Annotated in this window: 18 protein-coding genes and 1 riboswitch; of the genes, 10 read left to right on the top strand and 8 right to left on the bottom strand. The window is 56.9% G+C overall.

Annotated elements, in window-relative coordinates; genetic code table 11:
* Positions 1–79: 79 nt before the first annotated feature.
* Positions 80–1,033 carry a hypothetical protein gene (locus DW823_RS08755; RefSeq protein WP_118081828.1) on the bottom strand — a complete coding sequence of 318 codons (954 nt, stop codon included), beginning with the start codon at positions 1,031–1,033 and terminating at the stop codon, positions 80–82.
* A 493-nt stretch (positions 1,034–1,526) separates the two neighbouring features.
* Here DW823_RS08755 and DW823_RS08745 point away from each other — a divergent pair, with 493 nt between their 5' ends.
* The 8 genes from DW823_RS08745 (at position 1,527) to DW823_RS08705 (ending at position 12,437) form a co-directional block, all read left to right on the top strand.
* Complete coding sequence (locus tag DW823_RS08745) at positions 1,527–1,808, top strand: DUF2087 domain-containing protein (protein WP_055251466.1); 282 nt, start codon at positions 1,527–1,529, stop codon at positions 1,806–1,808.
* On the top strand, positions 1,786–2,970 hold the full coding sequence (locus DW823_RS08740) for an MFS transporter (RefSeq protein WP_082435530.1): 1,185 nt from the start codon (positions 1,786–1,788) through the stop codon (positions 2,968–2,970). Before DW823_RS08745 ends, DW823_RS08740 begins: the two co-directional genes overlap by 23 nt.
* Positions 2,971–3,412: 442 nt before the next feature.
* Entirely contained in the window at positions 3,413–5,299 is a 1,887-nt protein-coding gene (locus tag DW823_RS08730) for a radical SAM protein (RefSeq protein ID WP_118081826.1), read from the top strand.
* Positions 5,300–5,611: 312 nt separating this feature from the next.
* Positions 5,612–7,612, top strand: a complete 2,001-nt coding sequence (locus DW823_RS08725) for an NAD(+) synthase (RefSeq protein WP_118081824.1) — start codon at positions 5,612–5,614, stop codon at positions 7,610–7,612.
* Between the two features lie 118 nt (positions 7,613–7,730).
* Positions 7,731–8,894, top strand: a complete 1,164-nt coding sequence (locus DW823_RS08720) for a pyridoxal phosphate-dependent aminotransferase (RefSeq protein WP_118081822.1) — start codon at positions 7,731–7,733, stop codon at positions 8,892–8,894.
* 201 nt (positions 8,895–9,095) lie between these two features.
* Positions 9,096–10,046 carry an L-lactate dehydrogenase gene (locus DW823_RS08715; RefSeq protein WP_006234343.1) on the top strand — a complete coding sequence of 317 codons (951 nt, stop codon included), beginning with the start codon at positions 9,096–9,098 and terminating at the stop codon, positions 10,044–10,046.
* Positions 10,047–10,160: 114 nt separating this feature from the next.
* Positions 10,161–11,321 carry an Mbeg1-like protein gene (locus tag DW823_RS08710; RefSeq protein ID WP_055252356.1) on the top strand — a complete coding sequence of 387 codons (1,161 nt, stop codon included), beginning with the start codon at positions 10,161–10,163 and terminating at the stop codon, positions 11,319–11,321.
* A 111-nt stretch (positions 11,322–11,432) separates the two neighbouring features.
* Complete coding sequence (locus tag DW823_RS08705) at positions 11,433–12,437, top strand: nucleoid-associated protein (protein WP_118081820.1); 1,005 nt, start codon at positions 11,433–11,435, stop codon at positions 12,435–12,437.
* A gap of 244 nt (positions 12,438–12,681) precedes the next feature.
* Here the strand turns inward: DW823_RS08705 and dapD are convergent, their stop codons facing one another.
* The 3 genes from dapD to dapA are packed head-to-tail and all read right to left on the bottom strand — an operon-like array spanning position 12,682 to position 16,483.
* Positions 12,682–13,401, bottom strand: a complete 720-nt coding sequence (gene dapD / locus DW823_RS08700; protein ID WP_118081818.1) for a 2,3,4,5-tetrahydropyridine-2,6-dicarboxylate N-acetyltransferase — start codon at positions 13,399–13,401, stop codon at positions 12,682–12,684.
* Between the two features lie 39 nt (positions 13,402–13,440).
* Positions 13,441–14,181 (bottom strand): 4-hydroxy-tetrahydrodipicolinate reductase, encoded by a 741-nt coding sequence (gene dapB, locus DW823_RS08695; RefSeq protein ID WP_233543065.1) that lies wholly within the window; start codon positions 14,179–14,181, stop codon positions 13,441–13,443.
* On the bottom strand, positions 14,174–16,483 hold the full coding sequence (gene dapA, locus DW823_RS09965) for a 4-hydroxy-tetrahydrodipicolinate synthase (RefSeq protein WP_118081816.1): 2,310 nt from the start codon (positions 16,481–16,483) through the stop codon (positions 14,174–14,176). Before dapA ends, dapB begins: the two co-directional genes overlap by 8 nt.
* 65 nt (positions 16,484–16,548) lie before the next feature.
* A riboswitch (Lysine riboswitch) is annotated at positions 16,549–16,717 on the bottom strand.
* A 143-nt stretch (positions 16,718–16,860) separates the two neighbouring features.
* Here dapA and DW823_RS08685 point away from each other — a divergent pair.
* Positions 16,861–18,048, top strand: a complete 1,188-nt coding sequence (locus DW823_RS08685) for an amidohydrolase (protein ID WP_118081814.1) — start codon at positions 16,861–16,863, stop codon at positions 18,046–18,048.
* A gap of 2 nt (positions 18,049–18,050) precedes the next feature.
* Positions 18,051–18,371 carry a hypothetical protein gene (locus DW823_RS08680; RefSeq protein ID WP_118081812.1) on the top strand — a complete coding sequence of 107 codons (321 nt, stop codon included), beginning with the start codon at positions 18,051–18,053 and terminating at the stop codon, positions 18,369–18,371.
* Positions 18,372–18,462: 91 nt separating this feature from the next.
* Here DW823_RS08680 and DW823_RS08675 read toward each other — a convergent pair whose 3' ends face one another.
* From DW823_RS08675 to DW823_RS08660, 4 genes are all read right to left on the bottom strand, one after another.
* Positions 18,463–19,782, bottom strand: coding sequence for an MFS transporter (locus tag DW823_RS08675; protein WP_118081810.1), 1,320 nt, complete (start codon positions 19,780–19,782; stop codon positions 18,463–18,465).
* A gap of 65 nt (positions 19,783–19,847) precedes the next feature.
* Positions 19,848–21,269: a M20/M25/M40 family metallo-hydrolase gene (locus tag DW823_RS08670; RefSeq protein ID WP_118081808.1), complete on the bottom strand. Its 1,422-nt coding sequence runs from the start codon at positions 21,267–21,269 to the stop codon at positions 19,848–19,850.
* Between the two features lie 110 nt (positions 21,270–21,379).
* Positions 21,380–21,823 carry an aconitase X swivel domain-containing protein gene (locus DW823_RS08665; RefSeq protein WP_118081806.1) on the bottom strand — a complete coding sequence of 148 codons (444 nt, stop codon included), beginning with the start codon at positions 21,821–21,823 and terminating at the stop codon, positions 21,380–21,382.
* Positions 21,824–21,837: 14 nt separating this feature from the next.
* Positions 21,838–23,115, bottom strand: coding sequence for an aconitase X (locus DW823_RS08660; RefSeq protein WP_118081804.1), 1,278 nt, complete (start codon positions 23,113–23,115; stop codon positions 21,838–21,840).
* Positions 23,116–23,130: the final 15 nt, after the last annotated feature.

Here is a 23,130-nt window from a genome sequence, read left to right as displayed (position 1 = left end):
CGCCCAAGGCAAACGGGCGCGAACCGCTGTCGATTCGCGCCCGTTATACAGGTCGGTTATCTATGAGAGGCAAATGTGCCTAGTTGCCCGATGTCGCGCCTTGGCTTGAACTGTCAGATGCCGTGCCGGACGCGGTTCCGCTCGAGCTGTTGGTGTTGCTGTTGTCGGTAGATCCCGTACTCGGTGTATTGCCATTCGCCTGGTCGCCCGTGCTCGGTTGAGAGCCGTCAGTCGTTTGACTTGAGTCAGTCGTGCCGGATTGCGTGCCGCTGTTGTTCGCAGAGGAATCGACGCCCTGCGATTGGTTTTGGGTGTTCGAGGACGAATTGGCAGAGGTAGAACTGTCTTGCGTATCGTCCGTCTGTGCCTGCTGATCCTGCGACTGGGTGTTGCCATTTGCATCGCTCTCGGTCGTGCGCGACGAAAGGATTGGCTCGGGGCGCTCGCCCAGGCCCTCACCGGCAGTGGTGACAAGGATGGCGCCGGCGCAAGCGATGACCGCGACGATGGCGATGGCGATCGAGAAGACGATAACCTTCTTCTGCGTCTGGCTGCGCTCTGCCGCCGCCTTGGCGCGCAGGCTGTTGGGGGCGACGCGCGCCGTGGTCGCGCGCCCCGCAATCTGGCGCATCTCCTGCGTAGTCGCGGCGCCGCCCAGGTGCTCCTCGGCATTCAACTCAACGGGCTCATAGGCGCCGGCAGGGTAGTCGTTGGCGGCGTGCGTACCTTTGAGGGCTTCGGCGCTGGCAGAGATAAAGTGGCGGTAGACCTGCGAGGACACAACAGTGATGACTGAGCTCACAGCGGCACCAATCACCGAGCCGGCAATGCCGATCTTTGAAGCAAGCGCCACGCTCGTGGCGGCAGCTGCGGCGCCGGCGATGATCTGGGGAATGGAAATGTCATCGAACAGGCCCTTTTTGGGCGCGATGGCCATGGTCTGTCCGATGGAATGGTTCTCGTGCACGCCGTTGTTGAGCGATGCCGGCGTCATGACGCGCGTGCGCGGCGCGTCGGTGTACTTGGTTGTCATACGGGGTCCTCCCGGTGTAAATCTACTTCGTTTCGTGTAGCCATCAGGGTACCCACCAGATGTGAATCGTACGTGACATTTAACAGATACCATCAACTCATCAAGGGGGCCTGCTGTCTTTGGTGCAATAGCTTGATGCTAAACTGGATTTACTATTGCGAGGTGGTTTACGTGATGTACCCGTATATGACATTCGAAGATGGTACCGAGGTCATTCATTCTGACCTGATTACAGATGGCGATATCGAAAAGGTTATCGTGCATTTTGAGCGACCGACGGCAGAGGGCTTCGACTCCGCTCGTTGTGAGTTGCCTTCCTGTTCGTGGACTGACTGGGAAGGGCATTTTACTCAGAGTGAAAAACGAGCTTTCGAAGAGTGTCTGAGCAAATAATTTAGATTAGTTCGAGTTTAGTTCGAATAAAGAAGCTGAATGCGATGGCCTAAAGCGTATGCATTTTTAGTATTAGATGCGTATGAAATGGAGGATGTGAATGGATGAGCTAATAGACTTTAAAAAACGATTTCTCAAGAATGGCGAGCTGGTTTCAATTCCAAAAAAGGAAAGCTATAAAAGAATCATGCTACTATGGGCCGTCTCTTTCTTTGAATTAAATACAAGTTATACGGAGCTTCAGGTTAATCGTGTGCTGTCACAGCTCTATCCTGATTATGCCGTGTTGAGGCGGTACTTGGTTGATTATGGATTCCTATTAAGGGATGAACGAGGCCTGAAATACGAGGTTAATCGTGATGTTCACGGTATTGAGAGCTAGCCGTCCGGTTCGGGTCCTATATATTGCTAGAGGGATAAGCGAAATAGGCAATTGGTGTGCGAATATTGCTTTGCCAATGCTGATTTACGAGGTAACTCACGATGTTTCTGCAACTGCTTTGATGGTCTGCTGCAGATTTGCCCCCTCTCTGTTTTCAGTTGCGCTCGCGCAGCTGCCTCAGAAGATGGGTATCGGGACACTGCAGGCCATGAGATTGGCAGACTTAATTCGCGCGGGATTATTCGTTTGCTATATTTTTGTTGATAGTAAATGGAGTATGTTTGCTATTACGTGCGCGGTATCGCTTTGCCGAACGGTAGAAATGCCCTGCTTTTACTCGTTGTTAAGAGCCAATACGAATAGTATCAATCGCGACGTAATTAATAATTCGTTTGGGTTCCTGCAGAATTTGATGATGGTTCTGGGGCCAGTTGCCGGCGGTTTTGTTGTCGCTCAATTTGGGGCGGAGGCTGTTCTTGCATTAGACGCGCTTTCTTTTGCCGCGTCGTTCTGGTTGCTGCGAGATGTTCCGTCGGTTATCGAGGTTAATGATAAAGAGGGAATAAGCAAAAATGAAAAAAACAGGACTGCATTTAGTGATCTTAGCGCGAAGCACTTGGCAATTGGTTTCCTATTAATCGATATTTCTAGTGGCGTGGCATTCGGCTCTCTGAATTCTCTTTTGCCAGCTATAGCGCAATTGCAATTTGACTCGTCATCGATACAATATGGATTCCTTCAGAGTAGTCTTACAATCGGACTGTTGTTCGGAAATACAATATACGGTCGTTTAATCAGTGGTTCCGATTGCGTTAAATCATATTGTTTTGTGACGTATCTTGCGCTCGGTGCGTATCTGGCGTTTGGCTATCGCTATGCGTCTGGGATATCGTTTATTTTCCTTTTTATCGTCGGTGCCGGAAACGCCATTCAAGATGTGCTTCTCATAACATCGCTGCAGGATTTGGCGAGAGACGGATCTGAATCGATAAGCCTGTTTTCAATTAGGGAGTCTTTGCAATCGGTTGCTGTTGTTATTTCAACACTTCTTGTTTCGCTGTTCACGAGCATCGCGATGTTCTCAATTCTCGTTACAGGACTTGGTGTATTTTCAATTATGATGGTAGTTGTGTTTCAATTGAATTATTTGCGAAAGATGTGACGTTGATATGCCTAAAACGCTTTTAGTATTTCCCCCAGGATGGAGTCCAGTGGGGCCGTATCTTGCCTTGCCTGTTTTGAAGTCATATCTTCAAGAGGTTGAACAATACAAAGTTGACATTGTTGACTTAAACGTGGAATTTTACGATGACCTCCTATCTTTTAGACATGTCGAAGAGTGCTGTAAAAGGTATCGGGAATCAAAGGATTCGTTTAGTTCGAATGTTCAATTAACAATCGAGTTGATACAAAAGTCGGCACTTAATGTTGACGAGGCAAAAGATATTTTCAGATCGAAGAGATAGTGTAATCTAAAAGAAAGACAATATGCTGAAAACATTTTTAGAAATGCACTCTATATCATAAATCACGTCTCATATGGAGTTAAATACACGTTCAACTCCATAGATCTGCCCTATGATTATTATTCGACACCAGAAATAATGAAATCGCTTGCGGATACCTTGCATAATCCGTTTATTTCCTTCTATGAAACTGCCTTTCTTAAGCGTATTCAGAGGGAAAAAATCGAGTTTATTGGGATTTCGGTGAGCGGCTGTTTCCAATTGATTTCTGCAGTTACGTTAGCGAAACTGATTAAAGAAGAATGTCCATCTGTTAAACACGTCTCATTGGGCGGCAATTACATTACTCGTTTAGCAGATGACTGCATGAAAGAATGGCATCCCTTTTTTGAATACATTGATTCGATAATGATGTATGACGGCGAAGAGCCGCTTGCACGTCTTCTTGAGGCTCTTGACTCTGGTGATGACAATCTCGACTGTGTTCCAAACCTTTGCCATGCTAAAGGTGGAAAGATATATAAAAACCATCGGATTGAGCAAACATTTATCAACGATACAGTTCCCGATTTCGATGGCTTCGCCCTTTCTAAATACTTCATGCCTGAGCTAATATTGCCGGTTTATTCCTCTAGGCAGTGTTTTAATCATTGCGCCTTCTGCACCATTCCCGGTGCTACCGGTGGTTGTTACCGAAAGATGCCTATATCGAGAGTATTTGAAATAATGTGTCGGTTAAATGAAAAATACGGCACGAGAGTTTTCTCTTTTGTGGATGAAACATTCGAAGGCAAAAGAATGGAGCAACTCGCGGATGAAATAAACGCATCGGGAAAAACGTTTTTCTGGCATGGAGAAACGAGGTTCTCTCCAACCCTAAGTACAGACGTTTTTAACAAGATATACCAAAGTGGATGTAGGCAGATTCAGTTTGGCCTCGAGTCATACAACCAAAGAGTTCTTGATCTAATGAAGAAGAACACGAGAGTTGATTGGATTGATCGCAATATCCATGATTGTCTCAATGCGGGTATTCCTGTTCATCTATTTTTTATGATTGGCTTTCCGACCGAAACTAAAGAAGAGGCTCTGAACACCTTAGCTTATACAGAGAATGTTTTGAATTATTCAAAACAGGTATGTGGTGTTCCATATTCCACGAGAGGATTTACGAATTTTGGTCTCGTTATGGGGTCGGATGTTTGGAATCATCCCGATAAGTATGGTGTCTCTGTAATGCCGAAGTCCCAATATGAGGATTTGCGCCTCGAAGTGGATTATGTTTCAGGCACTGGTTTAACTTTAAATGAAGCAAAATCCTTATCTGATGAGCATCATATTGATTTTTATATGCAAGAGGTCATAAACGGTAGCGACACAATTGACTTGCCCCAGCGGCTTCATATTTCAGAGGTGACCTGGATCCTAGATTCTATTCACGCTGTCAGGTATAAGGGACATTTGACCAAAGTAAAGCGACGGCTAACTAGTCTAAATCCAGCTGATCGAATCTGGCTGGATTCCAAGACCTCTGTCGTGCTCGTTGAGCCATTTGCCTACTTCTATAATTCTGAATACCATCATGTCTATGCTGTTTCCCAGTTGGTATACCTTAAGTTGGCCCGTTTATTGGAGGCCGATTGTAGCATTTCTCTTATTCTTGATCAGGGCGACCTCGAGCTGACAAGGGCGATAGAAGAACTGTTGCATTATGGATTGCTGAATACAAATATCGATGCCGATTATGTAATGCACGATAATGGTTTTCAATTGGTTAAAAGTTCGTTTGTTAAAGAAGTCGGACGCTCAAAAGAGGGGTTAAGAGTACTGCTGAGTTGTGCCACCCATAGAATGTGTGCGGTTAATGATTATTCTTTCGCTTTGCTTTCGTTGTTTGAAAAGCCGATTACTAAGAACGAGGTGCGCGACATTTTGAAAAAAGAGGGACTATCGGCAAACGAGGAGCAATTAAACAAGTTGGTTGATAATTGCATGAAAGCAGATATACTACAATTGATTAGATAGAGGAGGTTTCTGCATGGACGTTATTAACAAAGATCTCTTGGAGCAACTGAAAGAGTCTCAGGAAGAGGGCGTCGTGGTAGAAGTGTTCGACTTTGAGGACTACATGGATAAATTCTGCCATTAGTTTCGGAATTTACTTGCCTCGCTTAAAGGAGAAGTCGATTATCGATTTCTCCTTTTTTAATTAAAGATATTATTGGAATACATGCTCTTAGCACAGGTTGGCGTCTCAGTAAACTGGGAGGTTGCTTTGGCTAGTTAGAGATATGTGAACGTCCGTTAGACTGAATCTCAGGGTAGAAGGGGCCTCCAGTGTCCAGATCAACAAGGCAATGCTGCGTTTCGGCTAATAAGAACGACGGCTTTTTGCGTGTGGCGGCGGCCTCGCCCAAGATTCGCGTTGCCGATGTCGAGGGCAATGCCGAGGTTGCGCTGACGGCTGTTCGCGAGGCTACCGAGCGCGGCGTTCGCACGCTGGTGCTGCCCGAGCTTAACCTGACCGGCTATACCGCGGCCGACCTGTTCCATAATCGCACGCTGCTGCATGCCTGTGAGGCTGCTCTGGTGCATATTCTCGATGAGACTCGTGAGCTGCCGATTGTTTTTACCATCGGTCTTCCCGTGGCGGTGGCCGAGAACATCTACAACTGTGCCGCCGTGTGCTGTGCGGGTGAGCTTTTGGGTCTTACGGCCAAGAAGTATCTGCCCAACTATGGCGAGTTCTATGAGCGTCGCTGGTTTGCTTCGGCGCCCGCAGATCCTGTGTGGGTTGATTTTGCCGGTCAGGGTCCGGTTCCGCTGGGTTCGGGGCTTATCTACCGTTGCTGTGATGAGGGTGCCGAGGACCTGGTGCTGGGCGTTGAGATCTGCGAGGACCTGTGGGTGCCGGCGCCCCCTTCGACCGAGATGGCGCTTGCCGGTGCGACGGTGATTCTCAACCCGTCGGCCTCGGACGAGATTATCGGCAAGGCGGATTACCGCCGCAGCCTCATCTCTAACCAGAGTGCGCGCCTGTACTGTGCCTATGCCTATGCAGACGCGAGCGAGGGCGAGTCCACGACCGATATGGTCTTTGCGGGCGAGAACCTTATCTACGAAAACGGCTCTAAGCTGGCGGCGACGAAGCTCCTTACCTGCGATATGGCGATTGCCGATGTCGATCTTGACCGTCTGGTTGCCGAGCGCCGCCGCTCGACGACGTGGACGCGCGCGGACGATGCGCCGGAGGCCACGACCGTTGAGTTTTCGTTTGAGGGCGTGCTCTCCGAGACTCCCGTCCTGCGCAACGCCTGCGACATTGACCGCGTTTTCCCTCGCGCGCCCTTTGTACCGGCCGACCATGGAGACCTGGCCGAGCGCTGCGAGACTATCCTCGATCTGCAGACTGCGGGCCTCAAGACCCGCCTTGCCCATACGGGTACCAAGGCTGCCGTCATCGGCCTTTCCGGCGGCCTCGATTCCACACTGGCGCTACTCGTGACCGTGCGTGCCTTCGATGCGCTGGGGCTGCCGCGCACGGGCATCACTGCCGTGTCCATGCCCGGCTTTGGCACGACGCATCGCACCAAGTCGAATGCCGAGTTGCTCGCCCGCGACCTGGGCGTGAGCTTCCGCGAGGTTTCGATCCACGCGGCCGTGGAGCAGCACTTCAAGGACATTGAGCACGATCCGGCCGTCCAAGACGTGACCTATGAGAACAGCCAGGCGCGCGAGCGTACGCAGATTCTGATGGATCTGGCCAACCAGGCTGGCGGTTTTGTCATCGGCACGGGCGACCTGTCGGAGCTGGCGCTCGGCTGGGCTACCTATAACGGCGACCACATGAGCATGTACGCCGTCAACGCGAGCGTGCCCAAGACGCTTGTGCGCCATCTGGTGCGTTATGCCGCCGATGTCTTTGGCGGGCGTATTGCCGAGACGCTGCTCGACATCCTCGATACGCCGGTGTCCCCCGAGCTTCTGCCGCCCACGGGCGACGGCGAGATTGCGCAGAAGACTGAGGATTTGGTGGGCCCGTACGAGCTGCACGACTACTTCCTCTATTACCTGCTGCGTTTTGGCTTTGAGCCCGGCAAGATCTACCGCATGGCGCTCAAGAGCTTCGAGGGTGTCTACGATGCTAAGACCGTCCACACGTGGCTGCGTACGTTCTACCGTCGCTTCTTTGCCCAGCAGTTTAAGCGCAGCTGCCTGCCCGATGGTCCCAAGGTGGGCTCGGTGACGCTCAGCCCGCGCGGCGATTGGCGTATGCCGAGTGACGCCAGCTCGCATCTGTGGCTTGCGCAGATCGACGCGCTCGATCCAATTGACTAAGGTTGGCTAAATTGAACCAATACGGGGATGGCAAGCGTTACACTTTTGCAATCTGATGGCCCGTATCGCGCGGCGCTCTTGTCGGAGCGCCGCGTTTTTTATATCGAAAGGTGGCACCATGCAAGCATCGCAGCGTCTCGATCGCTTTGGCGCGGAGGTCTTCGCCTCGCTCAACAACAAACTTCTCGCGCTGAAGGCTCAGGGCAAGACCATTTACAACATGAGCGTGGGCACGCCCGACTTTAAGCCGTACGGCCACGTGGTCGAGGCGCTCACACAAGCCGCCCAGGATCCCGAGATGTGGAAGTATGCCCTGCGCGACCTGCCCGAACTCAAGCAAGCCGTGTGCGATTACTATGAGCGTCGCTTTGGCGTTTCGGGCATTACGCCGTCCATGGTGCAGTCGTGCAACGGTACGCAGGAGGGCGTGGGCCACTTGGGCCTGGCTCTGCTCGATCCGGGTGACACCATTCTGGTTCCCGATCCGTGCTACCCGGTCTTTGAGGCGGGTGCCAAGATCGCCGATGCCAAGCTCGAGTACTATCCGTTGGTTGCCGAGCATAATTACCTGCCCTATGTGGCTGGTATCGATCCCGAGGTGGCCGATCGTGCCAAGTATATGATCGTGTCGCTGCCTGCGAACCCGGTCGGCTCGGTGGGCACGCCCGAGGTCTACGAGGAGATTATCGCTTTCGCCCGCGAGCACGACCTGCTCATTGTCCATGACAACGCGTACTCCGACATCGTGTTCGACGGCGAGCCGGGCGGCAGCTTCTTGCAGTATCCCGGTGCGCTTGAGGTGGGCGTGGAGTTCTTCTCGCTCTCCAAGTCGTTTAACGTCACCGGTGCGCGTATCGGCTTTTTGGTCGGCCGCGAGGACGTGGTCTCTGCCTTTGCCAAGCTGCGCGGCCAGATCGACTTTGGCATGTTCTTCCCGATCCAGAAGGCCGCCATCGCGTGCCTTAATGGCCCGCGCGATGAGGTCGAGGCGCAGCGTCTGAAGTACCAGGAGCGCCGCGATGCCCTGTGCGACGGTCTTGAGGGCCTGGGCTGGGAGCGTCCCAACGCGCATGGCTCCATGTTTGTGTGGGCCAAGCTTCCCGGTGGCCGCACCGATTCCATGGCGTTTTGCGAGGAACTTATGGAGAAGGCCGGCGTTGTGGTGACGCCGGGCGCGAGCTTTGGTCCTTCGGGCGAGGGGCACGTGCGCATGGCGCTGGTCCTGCCGCCCGACCAGATCGCTTTGGCTGTCGAGGCCATTCGCGAGGCGGGCCTGTATTAGAAGGCTATTTCGACTCGTCAATAGCTCGAAACCGATTTCGTGCAGTTATTTTACGAATCCTGCAAATAATTTCGGTAAACGGTCGATATTTGGATGCGAATAGGAGCATAATCAAAGTCCCGATTGGATGTATTGGGATTACGGCAAGCCGCTCGGGTCGTTCCCGGGCGGCTTGTTTGTGGAGAGAGATGGGAGTTTCTAATGGTTAACGAGAAGAAGGTCGCTATTGTCGGCTGCGGTTTCGTCGGCTCGTCGTCGGCGTTCGCGTTGATGCAGAGCGGTCTGTTCTCCGAGATGGTCCTCATCGACGTGGACAAGAACCGCGCCGAGGGTGAAGCCCTGGATATCGCGCACGGCATGACGTTTGCCGAGCCGATGAAGATCTACGCCGGCGATTATTCCGATGTCGCCGACGCCGCCATGATCGTCGTCACCGCTGGCGCTGCCCAGAAGCCCGGTGAGACCCGCCTGGATCTGGTTAACAAGAACGTCAACATCTTTAAGTCCATTATCCCCGAGATTAAGAAGTCTGGCTTCGACGGCATTCTGCTCATCGTCTCCAACCCGGTTGATGTTCTGACCTATGCCGCCATCAAGATGTCCGGCCTGCCCGAGGGCCATGTCATCGGCTCCGGCACCGTGCTCGACACTGGCCGTCTGCAGCAGATGCTTGGTGCCCACGTCGAGGTTGACCCGCGCGATGTCCAGGCCTATGTCATGGGTGAGCACGGCGACTCTGAGTTTGTCGCTTGGTCCAGCGCCCAGGTTGCCGGCGTGCCGCTGAACACTTTCTGCGAGCTTCACGGTCATCTGGAGCATGAGGCTGCCGAGAAGCGCATCGCCGAGGACGTCAAGAACTCCGCCTACACCATCATCGAGAAGAAGCACGCCACCTACTATGGCGTCGCCATGGCCGTCAAGCGCATCTGCACCGCCGTCATGCGCGATGAGCAGACCGTTCTGCCCGTCTCCTCGCTCATGGTGGGCGAGTATGGCCTGTCCGATCTTGCCATCTCCATGCCGACGGTCGTTGGCCGCGACGGCGTCGTCTGTCGCGTCCCCGTGCCGCTGAACGATGACGAGCAGCATGAGCTCACCGCCTCCGCCAAGGCCCTCAAGGACATTATCGACAGCGTCGACTTCTCCTGCTAAATCAAGCTCGTTGGAGCGAAAAGCTACAATGAAGGCGTCCGAGTCCACACGGCCCGGGCGCCTTTTTGGTGCAAAGTAACCTGACCCCAATGCACCATAGTTGATGGGAGCGCCATGTCGGATTCGCCTAATTTTTTGACATATGCCCAGACGGTGTTTGATCCGTTTGAGGAGCGGTCGTTCTGCGCGGTGGATAGCCTGGTCTTTGCGTGGTTGTCCTATTTGCGTTTGCCGGGTGATATGGCGGAGCTGACGAACTGGCAGGGCCTAGACGTACGCGAACTGCTGCGTGCCGAGTGCTACCGGGACATGATTGACGACTTGTGGGATCCAGAGGGGAGCAGGGCCTTGTTGGAGGCCGTGGCAGCAAACCCTCGTTACCGTGGCGTGCACGTTTGCGGCTATCGTGCCGTGAGCGATGTGGTAGCGACAGAGCAGTTTGCAGCCATGGCGTTCCGGTTTCCGGCGGGGTTTAGTTATCTTTCCTTCCGGGGGACCGACAGCACGATTGTGGGCTGGAAAGAGGACTTTAACATGGCGTTCCGGTGTCCTGTGCCGGCCCAGGAATCCGCGGTACGTTATGTGGACGAGGCGGCGGATGCGATTGGCGGGCCGCTTTTGTGCGGAGGTCATTCCAAGGGTGGAAACCTTGCGGTGTACGGTGCGGCGATGTGCTCCGATGTCGCCCGCGAGCGAATCGAACGGGCGTATTCCCATGATGGTCCGGGCTTCGTCGAGGAGTTTCTGAGCGGCAACGCCTTCGCCGACCTATCCGGTCGAATCGACAAGACGCTACCTCGGTCGTCGATCTTTGGCATGATGTTCGAGACACAGGAGGACTATGCCATCGTTGAGAGCACCGAGTTCAGCCTGCTGCAGCACAATCCCTTTAGCTGGGTGGTTGATGGTCGCGACTTCGTGTACTGTGAGCGCCTGTCCGCCGGTGCTCGATACGTTGATGGCTCCATTCGCGAGATGCTGCTTGCAGTTTCGCCTAGCGAGCGCGAGCGTTTTGTAGATGCGTTGTTCTCCGTGTTTGAGGCTACGGGTGCTGAGCGGTTTGCGGATATCGCTGGGAATCTGCGCGAGAGCCTGCCCGTGATGCTCCAGGCTGCGCAAGGGTTTGACAAGGATACGCGACGCTTTGTCTCGCAGACCATCGTGGCAATTCTTAAGTGTGCGCTGCTGCCCAAACGTCCCGAGTTCAGCGTGCCTTCTAGTGGTAAGAGCCTGGCAGAACAGCTCGAGGTATGGCAGTCCGAGCTCCTGCGCTAGCCATTGGTGCAAAGCAACCTGTCCCCGATGCACCAATCTTCGATGCGCCTGGGGCGGGCTCGACCGCTATACTGGTTCGTGCCGAAATCGATCTAGAACGGAATGCCGTATATGAAAATCAATCACGCGATTCTGCATATCCTGGACTTTGACTCTGCCGTCAACGTTATGAGCCAGCGCGAGCTCGATATCGAGAGCCGTACCGTGCGCAACTTCGTGACCACGCATCTGCGCCGCGCACGTACCTCGGCCGACAATAAACGCGCCGCGTTTGCCGAGAACTCTGCGTTTGGCGGCGAGCTCAAGGGCTATTTCTTTGGCGAGCGCGAGTTCGTGGACCTGTCGCAGCAGATTGCGGAGTTTATCTCCTCCGAGCTCACCAAAGCCGAGAAAGCCGAGTCAACCGACGTGCTCGTGGCCGATTTTGACGACGATGAGGATGCCCGCTGGTTTGCCGTGATGCTGCTGGGCTCCAAGCAGGCTTTTATGCACGAGGTGGGCCGCGAGGAGGGGGAGGTGCGCAACGACATCGCGCGCCCCTACGCTATTCTGCCGAACCCTTCGCAAAAGGTGCCGAGCTATGCCATCGTGCGCGCGAGCACCATGGAGATCGGCTACGTGGACAAGAAGCGCAAGATTGCCGGCGAGGACCGTATGCTCATTCCCGATGGCCTGCTGCAGTGCGACACGGGCGTGTCGGGCAAGGAGGTCATCGACACCGTGACGCGTGTGGTCGAGGAAGTCGCCGAGGAGCACGGCGCCAACACGGCCGTGGCGCTCGCCAAGGTTAAGGCCGCTGTGGCCGAGAAGGTTGAGGATGACGAGGAGCTGCCGCCTTGGGATATCGTCGATGAGGTCTTTGAGGACGAGCCGGTCATCAAGGAAAGCGTGCGCGCGGCGCTGACCGAGGAGAAGGTTCCCGAGCGCGTGCCCGTGGAACGCAAGCAGGTCGAGCGCGCAGCCGTGCGCAATCATAAGATTCGTACCGACACGGGTATCGAGATCAGCTTCCCGGCCGAGATGGGTTCGAACTCCGAGTACATCGAGTTCGTTAACGAGCCCAACGGCCTCATCTCCATCGAGCTCAAGAATATCGGCAGCATCGAGAACCGATAAACTGCGCTCGGACGCTGCAGAAAACAAAGGCCGAAGCTCCGATGATGCTTCGGCCTTTTTTGCTTGGGATTGAATTGCGCCGCAGGTTGAGCATAAGTCAGCGAAAACGACCCAGAGCGAGCAAGGTGACGTGAAAGAGGAGGGCATTGACCTTCTGGTCATGCCCGACGATTGAACGTCAGATTGCCGCTCTGGGTCGTTTGCAGCGTCGGCTAGTTACGTGGTTTGGTAAAACCGCGTAACACTACAGTTGACGTAAGCCCTCTTCGAGGCCGGTCTTGCTGTCGGTCTTCTCGTCGCGCATCTTGATGACGCGGGCGGGGACACCGGCCACGACGGCACCGGCGGGGACATCCTCGACGCACACGGCGCCGGCGGCAACGACAGCGCCCTTGCCCACGCGCACGCCCTCCAGGACCACGGCGTTGGCGCCGATCATGACGTCGTCTTCGATGATGACGGGCGTGGCGCTCGCGGGCTCCACGACGCCTGCCAGTACGGTGCCGGCGCCGATGTGGCAGTTCTTACCCACGGTGGCGCGGCCGCCCAGCACGGCGCCCATGTCGATCATGGAGCCTTCGCCAATGACGGAGCCGATGTTGATGATGGCACCCATCATGATGACGGCGCGATCGCCGATCTCGACGCGGTCACGGATGATCGCGCCCGGCTCGATGCGGGCGTTGATGCCCTTGAGGTCGAGCATGGGCACGGCAGAGTTGCGACAGTCGTTCTCTACGTCGTAGTAGTCGATGGAGTCGGCGTTGGCGTCGAGGATTGCCTTGAGCTCATCCCAGTCGCCAAAGACGGTCTTGCCGTGGCAATCGCCGTAGATGTGCGCGTCGCCCCACTGGACCTCCATATCGGGCTTTTCGCGCACGTACAGCTTGACGGGCGTTTTCTTGGGCGCGGTGGCGATGTAGTTGATAATCTCCTGTGCATCCATCTCGGCTGCATTGCTCATTTGCTGGCTCTCCTTTGCGTGGGTACGGTAGATACCTGGTTAGGCAAACATGACCTGGTCGAACGTATAGAAGCCAGGCTCGTGGGTGACGAGCTTCTGCGCGGCTGCCAGGGCGCCGTTGACAAAGATCTGACGGCTCGTGGCGCGGTGCGTGAGCGTAACCTCCTCGTCCTGGCCAAAGAAACTCACTTCGTGCACGCCGGCGACAGTGCCACCACGCAGCGAGTGCATGCCGATCTCCTTGGGGTCGCGTGCTCCGCACATGCCCTCGCGGCCATAGACGGGGTGGTAACCTGCCTCGGGCTCGGCTTCAACGACGGCGTCGAGCAGCAACTTTGCAGTGCCGCTGGGGGCGTCGACCTTTTGGTTATGGTGCGTCTCGACGATCTCACAGTCAAAGCCGGGCAGCTCGTGTGTGGCCTGTGCCACCAGATGACGCAGGGCTGCGATGCCGATGGAGTAGTTGCCAGAGTGCATGACCCGGGCGTTCTGACCCAGCTCGCGCAGGCGATCCATCTGCTCGGGCGTATAGCCTGTGGTGCCCGAGACCAACGCCGCACCCGTGCGCTCGACATAGGCGACGACGGCATCGAAGGTCACGACGTTTGAGAAGTCGATGATGACGTCGGCTGCCGGGGCGTTCTCGAGCTCGGACAAGTCGAAGCCAATCTGGGCGACGATGTCGAAAACGGGCTGACCGGCGGCATTGACAATGCCCTCGGCGGCAGTGCGAATGAGCGAGCCCATGCGGCCCGTTCCCATAATGACGGTCTTAATCAAGCAGACCAGCTCCCTTCAGAGCATCGGTAAGTGCAGAGCGCGTGTCGTCTGCCATGGGGCACAGCGGCATGCGATAGTTTGCCTCGATCATGCCCATCTGGGCGAGTGCTTCTTTGACGGGGATGGGGTTGACCTCGCTAAAGAGGGCATTGATGAGCGGCTGACCGGCAATTTGGATATCGCGGGCGCGTGCCACGTCACCGTCCAGATAGGCGCGGCACATGTCATGCACGAGCTGCGGCTGAACGTCGGCCCACACGCTGATGGTGCCCGAGGCGCCCAGGCTCATGAGCGGCACGGTAAGCGCGTCCTCGCCTGAGTACATGCGGAAGTCGTCGGACAGCAGGTGGGCGATCTTGGCCGCGTAGGCGACGTTGCCCGAGGCTTCCTTAATACCCATGATGTTGGGGTGCGCGGCCAAGCGCTCTACGTTGCGCTCGCTGATGCCGCAGCCGCAGCGGCCGGGAATGTTGTAGAGGATGCAGGGGATGTCCACGGCATCGGCGACGGTCTTAAAGTGCTGATAGATACCCTCTTCATTGGACTTGTTGTAGTAGGGGGTGATGAGCAGCAGTCCGTCAGCTCCCAAGCCCTGGTAAGTGAGCGACTTGGTGAGCATGGTTTGCGTGGAGTTGGAGCCCGAGCCGGCGATGACGGGGACGCGTCCTGCAACTTGCTTGACCACGGCGGCGACAACGGAGTTGTCCTCGTCGTCGGTCATCGTGGCGCTCTCGCCGGTGGTGCCCAGGGTGAGGATGGCGTCGGTGCCGTTTTGCAGGTGGAAATCGATAAGGCGCCCGAGCGCGTCAAAGTCGACGCTGCCGTCCTTTTTAAACGGCGTAACAAGGGCGACGATTGAGCCTTCAAGATTGCGGATGTCCATGTTCTTCTCCTTCGCGTCCGCGATCTGGATGCGTTTGTTCCATTGGGCGGCGACGGCCAAGCGCTCGTCTTGGGCGCGACGGCGGGCACTTTCGGCGCGCGACTTGGCCAGCAGCTCTCGGCCGCTCGGCAGCACGTCGAGCGTGGCAAAATAATCGCCCGGGCGTTCGGCGCGGCGGATGAGCTCGGCCGAGCCATCGGGACGCAGCAGCACCTCGGCGGAGCGCAGACGGCCGTTGTAGTTATAGCCCATGGAGTAGCCATGCGCGCCGGTATCGTGGATCACGAGCAGGTCGCCCATATCGATATGTGGCAACTCGCGATCGATGGCGAACTTGTCGTTATTCTCGCATAGGTTGCCCGTGATGTCGTAGGTGTCCGTAACAGGTGCTGTGGTCTTGTCGGCGCCACCCGGCTGACCCATCACCGTAACGTGGTGGTAAGCGCCGTACATGGCAGGACGGATCAGATCGACGGCGCTTGCATCAACACCGATATAGTCCTTGTAGATCTGCTTCTCGTGGATAGCCTTGGTGACCAGGCAGCCGTAGGGGCCCATCATAAAGCGGCCCATCTCGGTGCAGATGGCCACATCGCCCATACCGGCGGGAACTAGGATCTCGTCGTAGGCCGCGTGCACCCCCTCGCCGATGGCGTGAATGTCGTTGGCCTGCTGCTCGGGCAGGTAGGGGATGCCGACGCCGCCGGACAGATTGATGAAGGCGACATGTGCGCCGGTCTCGCGCTCCAGGCGCACGGCAAGCTCAAAGAGGATGCGCGCGAGCTTGGGGTAGTAGTCGTTGGTGACGGTGTTGCTGGCAAGGAATGCGTGGATGCCAAAGTTTTCGCCGCCCTTGGCCTTGAGCAGGCGTAAGGCCTCGAAGAGTTGCTCGGTGGTCATGCCGTACTTGGAGTCGCCGGGGTTATCCATGATGCCGTTGGAGAGCTGGAACAGTCCGCCCGGATTAAAGCGGCAGCTGACCGTCTTGGGGATGGGCCCCGCAACGTGCTCAAAGAACTCGATGTGGCTGATGTCGTCAAAGTTGACGATGGCGCCCAGCTTGTCGGCGAGCTCAAAGTCCGCTGCCGGCGTGTCGTTGGACGAGAACATGATGTCGTGTCCCGTGATACCCAGCGAGCGGGCGATCATGAGCTCGGTATAGCTCGAGCAATCGCAGCCGCAGCCGTATTCGTTGAGAATGGAGATGAGCGCCGGGTTGGGATTTGCCTTGACGGCAAAGTATTCCTTAAAGCCCGGGTTCCATGCGAAGGCGTCGCGCACCTCTTGCATGTTGCGGCGGATGCCCGCCTCGTCGTATAGATGAAACGGCGTGGGGAACTGCTCGACGATATGCTCGAGCGCCTCCTTGTCCACAAACGGCTGCTTGGCCGCATATGCCTCGTTGGGGGTCAATGCCATGTCCCGTAAACCTCGCTATCCAGACGGCGCCACCTGCGCATCGAATCCGCATAGCGTGGACCCAATGTCCGGATAGCGCTCCCGCATTGCTGCAGACAGTCCTGCGGGTGTTTCCCGCAGGCCCACCAGGTTGTTCGTGCCCGAAAAGCCCAGTTCGGCGGGTTTCGCCTCCCCACGGGGTCAAAGCCTGCCGGCTCGCCCGCGGTTCTTCGTGCCCGCGCCTCTATCAAGTGGTAAAGACCCTACCACGTTGCACTTTACCAAACAAGAGTATTCGTATATAACGTTTAAAAAATGCAGGGACATGCTAGAAACAAGGGCTTCACAATTCTGCATCACAATAAGTGAAACTGATGTGTCTCACGAAAGGATCCTCTATGACCGAGCTCCAAGAACTCCGTCGCTATCGCCGCGATCTTCATCGCATTCCGGAGCTCGATTTCGATCTTCCTCAAACCATAGCCTATATCGAGGGCGTGTTGGCGCCGCTCACCTGCGAGGTGACCTATCCGTGCCCCAGCTGCGTCTGTGCTTTCTTCGACGCTGGCACGGGCGCCGCGCATGCCACGGCGATTCGCGCCGATATGGACGCGCTGCCCATCGCGGAGGCGACGGGTGCGGCCTTTGCCTCGACGCATCCCGGAAAGATGCACGCTTGCGGACACGATGGACACATGGCCATGGCACTTGCCGCCGCGACGTATGTCGACCGTACGATTCGCGAGCAGCCAGGTGCCATCAAACACAACGTGCTCTTTGTGTTCCAGCCTGCCGAGGAGACGACCGGTGGCGCCAAGACGGTATGCGAGAGCGGTGTGTTCGAGCGCTACGGGGTCGACCGCATTTTTGGCTTTCACGTGTGGCCCGATCTGCCTGCGAACACGTTGGCGAGTTGTTCCGGCCCGCTGCTGGCGCGCTCGAGCGAGACACATATCCACATTCACGGTACGAGTATCCATATTGCTAAGACTTATGGTGTGCCGGTCGAGGAGTCGCACGATGCGGCCTTGGCGGCAGCAAAGTTTTTGGTTGCCGAGCGCGAGCTGATGGACGAGCTGGGCGCCGACGAGCCCTGTATCGGCAAGTTTGGTCTGTTGCAGGTCGGTACCGTCTGCAACGCCGTGGCGGGGGAGGCCCATGTTGCCGGCAGCCTGCGCGTGTTTACGGACGACATGTTCGACCGTGCACGCGAGGGTGTGCACCGCGTGCTTGATGAGGCATGCGCTGCAACGGGCTGCACGTACGATCTCGACTTTGCCGAGGGCTATCCGCCGGTTGACAACGACCCCGAGCTATTTGCCAATGTCGCGCCTGCCTTGCCCGAGCTGCAGCTCGTGGATGAGCCTTTGCTGATTGCCGAGGATTTCGCCTTCTATCAGCGCCATCTGCCGGGCGTGTTCTTCCTGCTGGGCACGGGCGTGCCGGAGGGACAAGAAAACCCGATCGACGCAGACGGCTGCCCAGCCTATGCGATGAGCACTCTTCACACTGATACCATGCTCTTTGATGAGGAAATTTTGCTCAAGGGCCTCGATGTCTACAAACGATTGCTTGACTTGGAGTGATGATGAAGCGCCGACAGACTGCCGTGTATAGTCCTGGTGGGTGCGGGTGCGGCTTGCTGCTACTCCCGGTTATTGCTGTGAGCATTGGCGTGATGTTTGCGTTTGCTGGGCTGGCGGCGGCGGCACTTGTACTGTTGATCGTGGCCATTGGCGTGACGATTTGGCTGTGCCGTTCTCGCGAGCAACGTCGTGCCGACGGCAAGACCAATGCCGGATGGGCCATCTTTTTGGTTGTCGCCTACCTATTGAGCATCAGTTATCTGGCGTTCTTTATCTTGTTGCTTGTGAGTACCTTTACCGGGGAATCCGTCATGGTGGGGTAGGCTTCGACGAGCCTCTTGAAGATGGAACAAAAATGGAGCCGGATGGGAAATACCCCCATCCGGCTCCATTGCTCAATATTGGCATGCGCTTCTACTCGGCTGCCTCGCGGCGAGCGACCTCGTCGATCAAGATAGCATCGCCGTGCTTGGCGGCGGCAATGCTTGCGGCCATAAACATGCCCATTGCCGTGATGTAGGCGAAGAGCATCGACGGCGCCACGTCCATAACGATGCCGGAGAGAATCGGTGTCGCCACCTGAGCCGCCATGCTCACGGTGTAGTAGTAACCGGAGTAGCGGCCCACGCTTTGGGAGCTGCAGCACTCCAGAATCATCGTGTACACGCACAAGTCCACACCGCCCAGCGCGACGCCCATCAGCAAAAAGACGCCGTACAGCACGGGTGAGAAGCCGGGTGCCAGCCAAAGAAACGCGGGGTACAAAACCATGATGACGGCGGTGCCCAGGGCGACCTTTTTGCGGCCGATTTTGAGCGAAAGGTTTGCCAGGGGTACGTAGCTTAGCAGCGCGCCTGCAATCGTCACGATATTGATGACGGCATAGGAACCGCCTTCCATGCCGTAGAACATATCGGCATAGCGGCTGATATTGGTGGTCATGGCGTTATAGCTCATGTAATAGAAAAACGTTGCGGCGAGCAGCATGATGATGGAGCGACGCACGCCGGTGTCTGCAACGCGTTCCTTGCCGCCAGCCTCGGGGGAGTCATCTTTGTCAATCTGATCCTCGTCGATGCCCATGGACAGCGATTTCTCGCGCATCTTTTCGACGAGGGCGGGCTCACGGACAAAGATGCCGTAGACAACGGCCGACACGAGGATAAAGGCGGCCTGCAAGATAAAGAGCGGAAGATAATCGGGCTTGTCGGCCTTGGGAACCATGACCGAGATGGCGACGAGCATAAGGCCCGTTCCCGCATAGCCGACGATCTTTTCGATCGAGTCTGCCTTGGTTCGAAGTGGGCGAGGCGTAATATCGGCCACGATGGCAACCGTCATGGTGCGGTAGGCGCATATTGCCAAAAGCGTGAGGATAATCGCGCCAATGAGCAGAGTTAGGCTGCCCATGTTGTTGGCGATCGCGATGAGCGGGACGGAGAGCATTGCCACCGCGGAGCCGCCCAAGATAAAGGGCGTTCGGCGCCCGAGGTTGCTTGCGCAGCGGTCCGAGAGGATGCCAAAGAGCGGAAGCAGGAACAGGCCAAAGACATTATCGATGGCCATGATCGCGCCGGTGAGCGAGTTGGATAGGCCAAAGGTCCCCGTGAGCATCTTAGGAACGATGCCGTCGTAGACCTGCCAAAAGCTGATCATGCCCATAAAGGGTAGGGAGGCGAGGGCGACGGCCTTGGTGTCGAGCCGGGCCGCCCGCTTAAGATTTGGTTGGGTCATGCTGGTTCTCCTGGTCGGTAAAAGCGGGGATAAAAGCGGGGAGGGGCGCTATCAGCCCTCCCGTCCTACAGTTGTTCAAGGTTGGCGAGAAACGCCACATAGAATTCGATGCCGCGCTTGTAGACGTCGACGCCGATGCGTTCGTTGGCGGCATGGATGAGCTTGCGCGCCTCGCCCGAGTAGATGAAGCCGCAGAAGCGGTAGACGCGATCGCAGATCTCGTTGAACTCGCGCGAGTCGGTGCAGGAGTTCTGCACGTAGGGAGCAAAGCCGGCCTCGGGATAGACACCCGACACGCAGCGATGGATGTAGTTAAAGGCGGCATCGTCTTCGTAAGGCGAGATGGGCGCGGGCTCGGTGTAGGGAATCGCCTCGTTGATTTCGACGGTGACATGGTCGGGGCTTACGCCCGAGGCGCGACACTGCTGGGCGGCGAGCTTGCGGGCGCGCTCAACGGCATCGGCGATGGTCTCGAACGGAGCGATGCGCACGTTGAAGTTGGCGCGAGCGACCGGTGGCAGCACGTTGTGCGCGTTGGAGCCTTCGAGCTGCGTGAGCGCATAGGTTGTGCGCAGCATTGCCGAGGTCTCGGGGCTGGCGGCCATGATCTTGGTAACTGCGGGGCGCGTGAGCCACAGGTTGCCAAAGACTGCCTGATACGTCGCGCTGCTACGGGCACCCAACTCGGTCAGTGTGGCCTCGACGGCGGGTGTGAGCTGCGGCTTGCCGGGGTTGGCCGAGATAGTCTCGCATACACGGCAGAGAAGACGGCAGGCATCGTTTGCCGCAGGCGTAGAGGCGTGGCCGCCGTCGGCGCGCGCCGTGACGGTAAGGTCGACATGGCCCTTCTCGGACACGCCTACCATGGCAACGGGTTCGGTGACACCGAGCGGGGCGTCGGTTGCCACGGCGCCACCCTCATCGAGCACCATATAGGGATGGATGTTGTGCTCGCGAAGCCACTGCACTGCATGGGTTGCAGTAGGCGCGGCGATTTCCTCGCCATCGCTCGAGAAGAACCAGACATCGCGCGGGGGAACGAAGCCCTGGGCAATCAAATGCTCGGCGGCCTCGAGAAAAGCAGAGACGATGCACTTGGTGTCGAGTGAACCGCGGGCCCAGATCTCGCCGTCGAAGATCTCGGCTCCAAAGGGATCGTGTTCCCAGTCCTGGCCCTCGACGGGCACGACGTCCTGATGCGCCATCATGACGATGGGGTCCAAGGCGGAATCGGCACCAGGCCAATGCAGGAGCATACCAAAATCGTCGATGCGTGTGATCTCGGCGATGTCAAAGAAACGCGGATAAAGCCGCTGGAGCGTGGGAATCCACTGGCCGAAGGGCTCGTCGTCGCGCTCGGCGATGTTCTCACGCGAAACGGTGGGAATGCGTAGCAATTCGCAAAAGCGCTCGACGGCTGCCTCGTCTGCCTTGTAGGTGCCTGCATCAAGAGGCGCACCCTGTGCGACCGATACCGATGCTCCCATGGTGGGACTCCTTTCGTGTTGTATATCGAATACGTCAAGATTATCGCCCGCACCGCGCGTGGGAAACGGCGAAACACGTTGTTCATCTGCGGGCGGCGGGTCGGATAGCCTTAGCCGACGATGACCGTGCCGTCTTCGGCCACGGTGATGGCGTCTCCCGTCGACACAGCATCGAGAAACTCATCGCCCAGGTTGTCAATGGTGGGCATGGGGGTGTCGGTCCATACACCCGAGAGGATCGCGCCAGCGGCGGCAAGGCTGTCAATGGGTTTGGAAAACAGCAGGCATGCGGGTTGGCGCCCCATTTTGGTGGCGCAGAAGAGCACCATGCCGCCTGTGGTGGAGCCGATAGTCTGCGGAAGACACAAGGCACATCCCGCCAAAGGTTTGCCGTACAAGTCGGGATTGTTTTGGTCGGAACACGTGGCCTTTTTGTCGCCAAACATCAGTGCCTTCTGAAACGATGCGAGCGTGTTGAGCCCTCCGTGAGAGACAAGTGCCTTGGCGTGGGCAGTTCCGGGGACAACGACGCGGCCGTGAAAGATTTTTTCCATGAGGAGTCGCCTTCCTATTTGATTGGTTTTCCGGTGGTGACGTAGGCGAGCACTTCGTCGTCGGTGTAGTAGCGCGATGCCGAGTACGTACGCAACTTGTTGGAGTTGGTGATGATGGGCATGCTGCCGCACAGCGGGTTGTTGGTGTACATAAGCGGGCAGATGCTCGAGACGACGGCACCGGTAGTCGAGAGGCGTCTGTATGCCGCAGTCTTGCGGAAGGCGTCTGCCACGGATGGGGCGGCGGTCAGTACGGTGGGTACTTGCACGCGGCACTTGCCGGAGGCGCTCAGCCCATCGCAGATGGCGTCTGCCCAATGGGCGAGTTGTGCAGACGAGAGGTGGGGGCAGCCGATGAAGGCAAGCTTGGGGCGTGCGCCCGGGTTCTTCCACATAACGGGGTAGCTCGAGCGGATGCGTTCCAGCTCGGCGTCGTCAATGCGATAGATTTGGGCGTCTAGTGCTATGAGGTGTTCGCCTTGTTCGACGGCCTCGGGCGTGATGCCGTCCACGTGGTAGAGCCCGACAGCGCCGTTCGATGCGCTGGCGGCGCCCATGTCCTTAAGGTAGTCCTGCGTGCCGGGTGTGAGTTCGCGGCCAAGCCAGCGGTCGAGGCCTTTAATGTAAGGGACGTCTTCCATCACCTTCATGCCAATGGCGCTGCCAAGCACTTGCGCTTCGGGCTTGCGCTTACAGTCGACTTCGATGATCCAGGTCGCCTTGCGGCCCTCATCGGTGAGCAGGCCGAATTCCGGGACAAAGCCGGCAATTGAGCCGAACATCTCGATGATGCCGGAGTTGCGATTGCAGCGAGCGCCCAGCACGGAGTTGGCAAAGACCACGGCGCTGCTTTCTGCCCAGCTTAGGATGTCGCCACGCCGAGGTCGATTGCCAACCTCGGGCTGGTAACAGGTGCAGGTGAAAGCATCGTTGTCCAATAGGCCCATGCTGCGCAGCTGTGCCTCATAATCGTCTTGTTTGGAATACATAATCTTGAACAGCAGCTTTTGCAGCGGGTTGGCCGGGACGGCGGGGTCGAGGGGCCTCGGGTCGACCGAGAATGACTGACCGGACAGGGCGCCGTCTTTCAGCAGCTCATCCATAAGGTCATAGACTGGACCGAGCATGGAGAGGCCAAAACTTGTGACAAGATGACCGTTTGCGCCGGTCACGGGAACCATACGCTCGGCGCCAAAGCATTCGCCGTACATAACGAGGGTCTTGACCACTTTGGCCATGGCGGGGCCCTTGGCGCCGTCGAGCAGGGCTTGTTGTTGGGAGGTCAGGTTCATCTGTGAGCCCATCCT

Origin of the sequence: Collinsella sp. AM34-10, assembly GCF_003469185.1 — a bacterium.
Classification (GTDB): domain Bacteria; phylum Actinomycetota; class Coriobacteriia; order Coriobacteriales; family Coriobacteriaceae; genus Collinsella.
The sequence above is the reverse complement of the archived record's forward strand: the minus strand, read 5'-3'. Positions and strand labels throughout refer to the sequence as shown.